This window comes from Paraburkholderia sp. (genome assembly GCF_026225065.1).
In the GTDB taxonomy this organism is placed as follows: Bacteria; Pseudomonadota; Gammaproteobacteria; order Burkholderiales; family Burkholderiaceae; genus Paraburkholderia.
This window is the reverse complement of sequence record NZ_JAMFSB010000301.1, coordinates 1-7,956: the sequence shown is the minus strand read 5'-3', so window position 1 is coordinate 7,956 and position 7,956 is coordinate 1. Positions and strand designations below refer to the sequence as shown.

Genomic DNA, 7,956 nt, shown 5'->3' with positions numbered 1-7,956 from the left:
CGCGTCAGCTTGCGGTATTGGTCGAGATTCGAGGTGACGTCCTCGCGGCTCAACAGATCGTTCAGTTCGGCCAGCCGGGTAGTGAGCTGGTCGAGCTTGCTTTGCATGCTCGTTTTCATCGGACGGTACGGAGCGGGCTCCGGAAAGGACGGCGTAACTGGGGAGGCGGGCGCAAGCCCTGGAGGTTGGCGCCCGCCTGCCGAAACGAAATCACGTGGCGAGGCGGCGCGCGGCGGCAGCGCCGCTAACGTTCCGAAGAGCTGGGATGTTTGTAGAAACCGCCCATCAGTTCGATGAGCTTATCGCGGTTCTCGCTGCTGGCGCGATTGAGTGCGTGCGTCGGGCCATGGATCAGCTTGTTGGTCAGGGCTTGCGACAGAGCCTCGATCACGGCAGCCGGATCGTCGCCGCGAGCGAGCGCCTTTTGCGCGCGTTCGACTTCGGCCCGGCGCAGCAGATCCGCCTGCGTGTGCATATGACGGATCACCGGCACGATGCTGCGCGCGTCGAGCCATTGCATGAAGTTCTGCACGCGGGTTTCGATGATCGCTTCGGCCTGTGCGACCGCCGCCTGACGTGAGGCGTTGCCTTCACGCACGATGGCGCCGAGATCGTCGACGGTGTACAGGAACACGTCCTGCAGCTTGCCGACTTCCGGCTCGATGTCACGCGGCACCGCGAGGTCGACCATGAAGATAGGCCGGTGCCGACGCGCTTTCACCGCACGCTCGACCGCGCCCAGACCGATGATCGGCAACGTGGAAGCGGTACACGAGACGATGATGTCGAACTCATGCATCCGCGTGGGCAGCTCAGATAGCGGGATCGCCCGGCCATTGAAGCGCTCGGCCAGGCGCGTGCCGCGCTCGGCGGTGCGGTTCGCCACCACCAGTTCGCGCGGCTGCTGGGCCGCGAAGTGAGTCGCGCACAGCTCGATCATTTCGCCTGCGCCGATGAACAGCACGCGCTGGTTCGCCACCTTGTCGAAGATGCGCTGCGCGAGCCGCACGGCTGCAGCCGCCATCGAAACAGATTGCGCCCCGATTTCGGTGGTGCTGCGCACTTCCTTCGCCACCGCGAAGGTGCGCTGAAACAACTGGTTCAGATAGGTGCCCAGGGCGCCGGCTTCCGAAGCCGTGCGCACGGCATCCTTCATTTGCCCCACGATCTGCGTCTCACCCAGCACCATCGAATCGAGCCCCGACGCAACGCGGAACGCGTGACGCACGGCTTCAGATTGCGGCAGCGCGTACACATGCGGCGCCAGTTCGCTGACCGGTAGCTTGTGATACTGCGAAAACCACTGGATAGCCGCTTCGCGGACCGCATGGTCGTCGGTCGCGCAGTAGAGTTCGGTGCGGTTGCAGGTGGAGAGGATCGCTGCTTCAGGCGCGCTCCGGGCGGCGGGGCCGAGCCAGATGTCCTTGAAGGTCGCCAATGCAGGTTTGATCTGTTCGAGCGGAAACGCCACGCGTTCGCGCAAGGCGACGGGCGCGGTGTGGTGATTGATTCCGATCGTTAGAAGCTGCATGTGCGGGACTATGGTTTAGCCCAATATTATAGCGTTTTCGCATTTCTTTCAGTTCTACGGCTGTTTCAGGCTCCCGCGGCGCGCTCCGGCGGGACCGCGTCGAGCTGGTAGCCGTAGCCGTAGAGCGGGGTCAGCAAATAGCCGTGCTCGGGCCGCAACTGCAGTTTGGTGCGCACCCGCGACGCGTGCGTGTCGAGCGTACGCGATCTTACGTCACGCCGGCGGCCCCAGACTGTTTCGAGAATGTGCACGCGCGACACCGGCCGCGACACATTAATAAACAGTAGAAGCGCGAAACGGAACTCCTTGGGGGTTAGTGCCACTGTCTGCTCAAGGAATGTCACGGTAAAGTGCGCGGCGTCAAACGCGTAGCCGCCAAAGGTATCGAGCCTGCGGTTGGGCGGACGGCGTAGTCCGGCGCGGCGCAGCAGCGCCTCGACACGGGCCAGCATTTCCGGCCCACGTACTGGTTTAACCAGACAATCGTCGGCGCCGGCATGAAGTGCTGCGACAATCTCACTTTCGCGCGGCGCCGACATCAGCATGATGACCGGCAAGCCCGGCAGAACGCTGCGCGCCCGAGGGATGACATCTTCGGCGGAGCGGTCACCTGCCCAACTATCGGTCAACAGGAGATCGAAGAACTGGCTGGCCGCGTGCAGAAGGAACGGCTCGCTGGCGATGAAGTGGTGGCAGCCGTGGCCGCCGGCGAAAATCAGACGGTCGACCAGTTCCGCGTGGCGCGGGTCAGGCTCAATGAGAGCGATTCGCATAGAACGCGATTTCAGCGTGGCGGGCGCGGGCAGCATTCCTTTCGGCTTGCCTAAATGTGACCCCGGCCCCTAAACTCGACCGCTATGCGGGAAGCGCCGTGCTGACCTTTATAATTAACGAGAGAAAAATGCTAGCTGTCCGAACGCTTTGCGCATATGGGAAGAGTCCGAAAGTGAGCGAGGTCCCCTACTGATGGGTTGGCCTGGTATCGTGTTGCTGGGCGCGGCCGTCGGCCTTGCGGGCTGGTGGTTCCATCCGCTGCGGCGCGCAAGCCGGGCATGTATCTGGGTGGCGTTGCTGGTGGGTGTGCTGGGGGCAGCGTTCGCCAACCTGGCCGGCAACGTGACTGGTCTCTTCCATGATGGCGATACGCTCGAATGGCCGGTGTGTACGGCTGTCGCGTTGATTGCCGTTGCCGTGACGGTCGGCTTGTTCTCCCGTCGCTGAACTTTGCAGGTGAATCTCATGAATGCCCGACTTCCCGAAACCTCTTCCGTTCCCGAGCGGATCGCCCATCTGCGTGGCGCGATGACGCGCGAGGGCCTCGCGGCCTATCTGGTTCCGTCTGCCGATCCTCACCTGTCCGAGTATCTGCCGGGACGTTGGCAGGGGCGCCAATGGCTATCGGGTTTCACCGGCTCCGCCGGCACGCTGGTTGTGACTGACAGCTTTGCCGGCCTGTGGACCGACAGCCGTTACTGGGAGCAGGCCGAAGCGCAACTGGCCGGCACCGGCGTCCAGTTGATGAAGATGTTCGGCGGCCAGCAGTCGCAACCGCACTTCGACTGGATGGCGCAAAACCTGCCGGCTGGCGCCACCGTCGGCGTCGACGGTGCGGTGCTGGGGCTTGCCACTGCGCGTTCGCTGACTCATTCGCTGAGCGCGTACGGCGTGAAATTGCGCACCGACGTCGATCTGTTCGACGCCATCTGGCTGCAGCGGCCGGCGTTGCCCACCGAGAAGGTGTTCGAACACGCCGCTCCGCACGCGACAGTGGCACGCTCCGAGAAGCTCGACCAGATTCGTCGTGCGATGCAGGACAAGGGTGCGCAATGGCACTTCATTTCAACGCTCGACGATCTCGCGTGGCTGTTTAACCTGCGCGGCGCCGACGTCAGCTACAACCCGGTGTTCGTCGCGCATGCACTGATCGGGTTGGATCGCGTCTCGCTGTTCGTGGCCGACGGCAAGGTGCCGCGAGCGCTGGCCGAAGCGCTGGCACGCGACGGCATCCACGTCGAATCGTATGACAAGGCCGCGGCCGCCCTCGCGGGCTTGCCCGGCGGCGCGAGCCTGCTGATCGATCCGCGGCGGATCACGTATGGCCTGCTGCAGTCGGTGCCGGCGACGGTGAACATCGTCGAGGCGGTCAATCCGTCCACCTTCCTGAAATCGCGCAAGACCGAGGCGGACGCCGAGCACGTGCGCGCGACGATGGAGCAGGACGGCGCGGCGCTCACCGAATTCTTCGCCTGGTTCGAAGGCGCGCAGGGTCGCGAAACGATCACCGAGCTGACCGTGGACGAACGGCTGACGGCCGCTCGTGCGCGTCGTCCGGATTTTATTTCGCTGAGCTTCGCGACCATCGCCGGCTTCAACGCCAACGGGGCGATGCCGCACTATCGCGCCAGCGCAGCGTCACATTCCACCATCGAAGGCAACGGCCTGCTGCTGATCGACTCGGGGGCCCAGTATCTGACGGGCACGACGGACATCACGCGGGTTGTGCCGATCGGCACGCTGAGCGACGCGCAGCGGCGCGATTGCACGGTCGTGCTGAAAGGGATGATGGCGCTGTCGCGGGCGCGGTTTCCGCGCGGCATCCGCTCGCCGATGCTCGACTCGATCGCGCGTGCGCCGATCTGGGAAGCCGGGGCCGATTACGGTCACGGCACGGGGCACGGCGTCGGCTATTTCCTGAACGTGCACGAAGGCCCGCAGATCATTTCGCACTACGCGCCGGCTGAACCGTTCACGGCAATGGAGGAAGGCATGATCACCTCGGTCGAACCGGGTATTTACCGGCCGGGCAAGTGGGGCGTGCGGATCGAAAATCTCGTGCTGAACCGCGCGGCCGAGAAAACCGAGTTCGGCGATTTCCTCAAGTTCGAGACACTGACGCTGTGTCCGATCGATACGCGCTGTTTCGACTTGCCGATGCTGCGCGAGGACGAGCGTGCCTGGCTGAATGCGTACCACGAGATGGTGCGCACACGGATTTCGCCGCACGTGTCGGGCGATGCGAAGGCGTGGCTGGAGACGCGGACGCAGGCCGTCTAGGCGACTTGCGGAAGATGGCGCTTCGCGCGCCGTTGCGATTCGATTCGATTGCGAGGAGTGCTACAGATGACGGGCGTGGCAGTAGTGGTGATCGATGTGCAACACGCGTTTTTCTCCGGCGCGAACGCTTCGTATCGCGGCGCTGAGGTAATCGCCGGGATCAACCGTCTGACTGCGGCGGCGCGCGCAGCGGGGGCGCCGGTTGTCATCGTCCAGCACGACGAAGAGGGCGATGAGGAGGTCGAGTACGGCAGCGAGGGCTGGCAACTGCCAGCCGATCTCGTGCGCACCAGTGACGACATCCTCATCAGAAAATCGGTTGGCGACTCGTTTCACGAAACGCGGCTTAAAGCGCACCTGGACCGGCTCGGCATCGATCGCCTCGTGATCTGCGGTTACGCCACCGAGTTTTGCATCGACACCGGTACGCGCCGCGCTGCATTGCTCGGCTACCGGACGACGGTCGTCTCGGATCTTCACACCACCCAGCAGACTTCACACCTCACGCCCGAACAGATCGTCGCGCACTACAACCGCGTGTGGGAGCACTCCTCCCTGCAGGGCAACCGGGTCGCGGTCCACCCGCTCGCCGACGTCCTCGCCACGGAGTTCGCATGAGCATCAAAGCGGTGGTGTTCGACTTCGGCGGGGTGTTGATCGACTGGAGCCCTGAATATCTGTTTAGCGGGCTTATTCCGGACGAGACCGAGCGCCGCTGGTTTCTGACGCATGTCTGCTCGATCGAATGGGTCCTGCGTCAGGATGGCGGTCAGACGATCGCCGACGGCACAGCCGAACTGATCGCGCAGTTTCCCGATCACGAACCGCTGATCCGCGCGTTCTACGAGCGCTGGCACGAGATGATCCGCGGCGTGCTCGAGGACACCGTGACGGTCCTCGACAAGCTCGACGCAGCGGGCGTGCCGCTGTTCGGTCTCACCAACTGGTCCGATGAGACGTTTCCGTATGCGTGGGAGAACTTCCCGGTGCTGCGGCGCTTCCGCGACGTCGTGGTGTCCGGCCGCGTCAAAATGGTCAAGCCTGACCCGGCGATTTTTGCTGAAATGCACCGGCGTATCGAGGCTCAACTGCCCGGAATCGAAGCGCACGAACTGGTCTTTATCGACGATGTCACGAGGAACGTCGCGGCTGCGACTGCGCTCGGCTGGAACGCCATCCATCACATGTCCGCGGCGCAGACTGAAGCGAAGCTGCGCGAGCTCGGTTTGCCGGTTTGATCCTGGCGGCGCCGGTTAGCCAGCCGGCTGCCGCTCGCCTGATATCGGCCGCCGCCTACGCCACCAGATACCCGCCGTCGACCGGCACGATCGTGCCGGTGATAAATGCCGCTGCCGGCGAGCACAAGAACACCACCGCTTGAGCCACGTCCTCCGGCTCGCCCCAGCGCCCGAGCGGCGTGCGTTCCAGAATCGCTTGCGAGCGGCCTTCGTCCTCCTGTAGCGCCTGCGTGAGCGGCGTCGCAATCCAGCCGGGCGCGACAGCGTTCACGCGAATCCCCTCCTGCGCGTACGCCAGCGCGAGCGACTTGGTCAGTTGCGCAACTCCCCCTTTGCTCGCGCTATACGCCGGCACCAGACCGCCGCCGAAGAAGCTCAGCATTGACGCCGTATTGACGATTGCCCCGCGGCTTTTGCCCAGCAGAGCACGCGCCGCCGAGCAGGTGCGCATCGTCCCGGTCAGGTTCACATTGATTACCTGCTCGAACACGTCAAGCTGATGCTCCTCGACGCGTCGGATCATCCCCGCGCAGTTCACCAGGATGTCGAGCGAGGCAAGCGGCGCGAACAGCGCGGTGACTTCGTCGTTCGAGCTGACGTCGAGCGCGGCCACTTCGATGTCGGCTCCGAGCGCGTGACGCTGAGCATCCGTCGGCGCGAGACCCGCTGCAATCACGCGAGCGCCGAGCGCCGCAAGCTGGCGCGCGATTCCCGCACCGATGCCTTGCGTGCCGCCGGTCACCACAGCAGTTTTGCCTTGAAAAAGATCCTGCTGAAACGTCATGACGAATGCTTCTCCGGGTAGGTGAAGGTTTCAGGGAACGCGCTCAGGCGAGCGTAGCGGCCGCTGCGGTATCGGCGCGCTCGGCGATCGGCGCGCGCACCACGAACATGTAGACAAGCGCAGCCGCGAACGACACACCCGCGCTGATCAGAAACGCGTCGACGAACGAATGCGTCTGATCGACCACCACGCCCGTAATGAACGGCGCAAACGACCCGCCGAAGTAACCGCCGAAGTTCTGGATGCTGCCGAGCGATGCCACCAGGTGCCGCGGCGCGGCCACGCTGACAAGCGCCCAGGCGCCGCCGCTCGCCATGTTGATGAAGTACATCGCCAGGCACAGATAGACGATGGCAAGCGTGGTATTCGGCGTATAGGCCGCAGGCACCGTGAACACAGCTGCGAAAATCAGACCCGTACAGATCGGCCACTTGCGACTGCGGATCGGGGCGACGCCGTGCGCCATCAGTCCATCGGCGACGAACCCGCTCGACAGCATGCCGAGTGTGCCGAACAGATACGGAATCGACACGATCCAGCCGGTCTTCGCAATCGACAGATGCCGTTCGTGTTCGAGATACGCGGGCAGCCAGGTCAGATACAACCACACCATGTAGATCACGCCCATGAAGCCGAAGATCATGCCCCACGTGGTGCGCGACGCGAACAGGCCACGCCATTCAGCCCCCGTCATGCGACGCTCGGCGCGCATCTGCGGCTCCTCTTCGGTCAGATGCGTGACCTCGTCCGCGTCGAGTGTGACTTCGGCGCGGTTGCGATACACGATGTACCAGCTGATCGACACCGCAATGCCCATTACCCCCATCACGACGAACATCCAGCGCCAGCCGAACGCGAGCAGCAGGCCGGTGAGGATGGGCGGCGCGAGGCCCGGGCCGATCGTCGACGAGGTAGTAAAGATACCGGTGGGCCGGCCGCGCTCGCGTAGCGCATACCATTCGCTGACGACTTTCGCGCCCGCGGGAAACTGCGGCGCTTCGCCAATGCCGAGGCAGATCCGCGCAATCAGGAACTGCTGCAAGGTCTGCACGAGGCCGCCGAAAAACTGCGCCACCGACCAGACCAACATGCCGACACCGAGCATCAGTCGCGCGCCGAAGCGATCGAGCAGCGCACCCATCGGCAATTGCGCGAACGCGTACGAGAACGAGAATGCGGACAGCAGCAGACCCATCTGCGAGGCGGAGAGCCCCAGTTCGCCGCTCACCGAGTGATTGGCGATCGACAGCGTGCTGCGATCGAGATAATTGACGAGGCCCGCGAGCGTCAGAAACGTCACAGCGACCCATTGGATGCGCCGTAAGCGCGGTGTTTTTGCCTGCATGGTT

The 7,956-nt window shown here is 64.0% G+C and carries 8 protein-coding genes and 1 pseudogene; 4 read left to right on the top strand and 5 right to left on the bottom strand.

The features are described from left to right. From prfA to M0954_RS21675, 3 genes and pseudogenes are all read right to left on the bottom strand, one after another. Positions 1–119: pseudogene (prfA, locus tag M0954_RS21685) on the bottom strand (peptide chain release factor 1); the annotation flags it as partial. A 125-nt stretch (positions 120–244) separates the two neighbouring features. Further along, a complete protein-coding gene (gene hemA, locus M0954_RS21680; RefSeq protein ID WP_297355428.1) occupies positions 245–1,531 on the bottom strand; it encodes a glutamyl-tRNA reductase in 1,287 nt (428 codons plus the stop codon). A gap of 65 nt (positions 1,532–1,596) precedes the next feature. Then, positions 1,597–2,304: a response regulator transcription factor gene (locus tag M0954_RS21675; RefSeq protein WP_122155459.1), complete on the bottom strand. Its 708-nt coding sequence runs from the start codon at positions 2,302–2,304 to the stop codon at positions 1,597–1,599. Positions 2,305–2,497: 193 nt separating this feature from the next. Between M0954_RS21675 and M0954_RS21670 the strand changes: the two genes are divergently transcribed. The 4 genes from M0954_RS21670 (at position 2,498) to M0954_RS21655 (ending at position 5,823) form a co-directional block, all read left to right on the top strand. Beyond that, a complete protein-coding gene (locus M0954_RS21670) occupies positions 2,498–2,752 on the top strand; it encodes a hypothetical protein (protein ID WP_297355427.1) in 255 nt (84 codons plus the stop codon). An 18-nt stretch (positions 2,753–2,770) separates the two neighbouring features. After that, complete coding sequence (locus M0954_RS21665; RefSeq protein ID WP_297355425.1) at positions 2,771–4,585, top strand: aminopeptidase P family protein; 1,815 nt, start codon at positions 2,771–2,773, stop codon at positions 4,583–4,585. Positions 4,586–4,651: 66 nt separating this feature from the next. Further along, positions 4,652–5,203, top strand: coding sequence for an isochorismatase family protein (locus tag M0954_RS21660; RefSeq protein ID WP_297355423.1), 552 nt, complete (start codon positions 4,652–4,654; stop codon positions 5,201–5,203). After that, positions 5,200–5,823: an HAD family hydrolase gene (locus M0954_RS21655; RefSeq protein ID WP_297355421.1), complete on the top strand. Its 624-nt coding sequence runs from the start codon at positions 5,200–5,202 to the stop codon at positions 5,821–5,823. Before M0954_RS21660 ends, M0954_RS21655 begins: the two co-directional genes overlap by 4 nt. A gap of 55 nt (positions 5,824–5,878) precedes the next feature. Here M0954_RS21655 and M0954_RS21650 read toward each other — a convergent pair whose 3' ends face one another. Together M0954_RS21650 and M0954_RS21645 are read right to left on the bottom strand one after the other, a co-directional pair. Further along, positions 5,879–6,607, bottom strand: a complete 729-nt coding sequence (locus tag M0954_RS21650) for an SDR family oxidoreductase (protein ID WP_297355419.1) — start codon at positions 6,605–6,607, stop codon at positions 5,879–5,881. A 43-nt stretch (positions 6,608–6,650) separates the two neighbouring features. Then, on the bottom strand, positions 6,651–7,952 hold the full coding sequence (locus M0954_RS21645; RefSeq protein WP_122152662.1) for an MFS transporter: 1,302 nt from the start codon (positions 7,950–7,952) through the stop codon (positions 6,651–6,653). Positions 7,953–7,956 lie beyond the last annotated feature (4 nt).

What these genes read in the sequence shown, in the direction of transcription:
- hemA (WP_297355428.1), bottom strand. Translation starts at nt 1,531, where the DNA reads ATGCAGCTTCTAACGATCGGAATCAATCACCACACCGCGCCCGTCGCC.
- M0954_RS21675 (WP_122155459.1), bottom strand. Translation starts at nt 2,304, where the DNA reads ATGCGAATCGCTCTCATTGAGCCTGACCCGCGCCACGCGGAACTGGTC.
- M0954_RS21670 (WP_297355427.1), top strand. Translation starts at nt 2,498, where the DNA reads ATGGGTTGGCCTGGTATCGTGTTGCTGGGCGCGGCCGTCGGCCTTGCG.
- M0954_RS21665 (WP_297355425.1), top strand. Translation starts at nt 2,771, where the DNA reads ATGAATGCCCGACTTCCCGAAACCTCTTCCGTTCCCGAGCGGATCGCC.
- M0954_RS21660 (WP_297355423.1), top strand. Translation starts at nt 4,652, where the DNA reads ATGACGGGCGTGGCAGTAGTGGTGATCGATGTGCAACACGCGTTTTTC.
- M0954_RS21655 (WP_297355421.1), top strand. Translation starts at nt 5,200, where the DNA reads ATGAGCATCAAAGCGGTGGTGTTCGACTTCGGCGGGGTGTTGATCGAC.
- M0954_RS21650 (WP_297355419.1), bottom strand. Translation starts at nt 6,607, where the DNA reads ATGACGTTTCAGCAGGATCTTTTTCAAGGCAAAACTGCTGTGGTGACC.
- M0954_RS21645 (WP_122152662.1), bottom strand. Translation starts at nt 7,952, where the DNA reads ATGCAGGCAAAAACACCGCGCTTACGGCGCATCCAATGGGTCGCTGTG.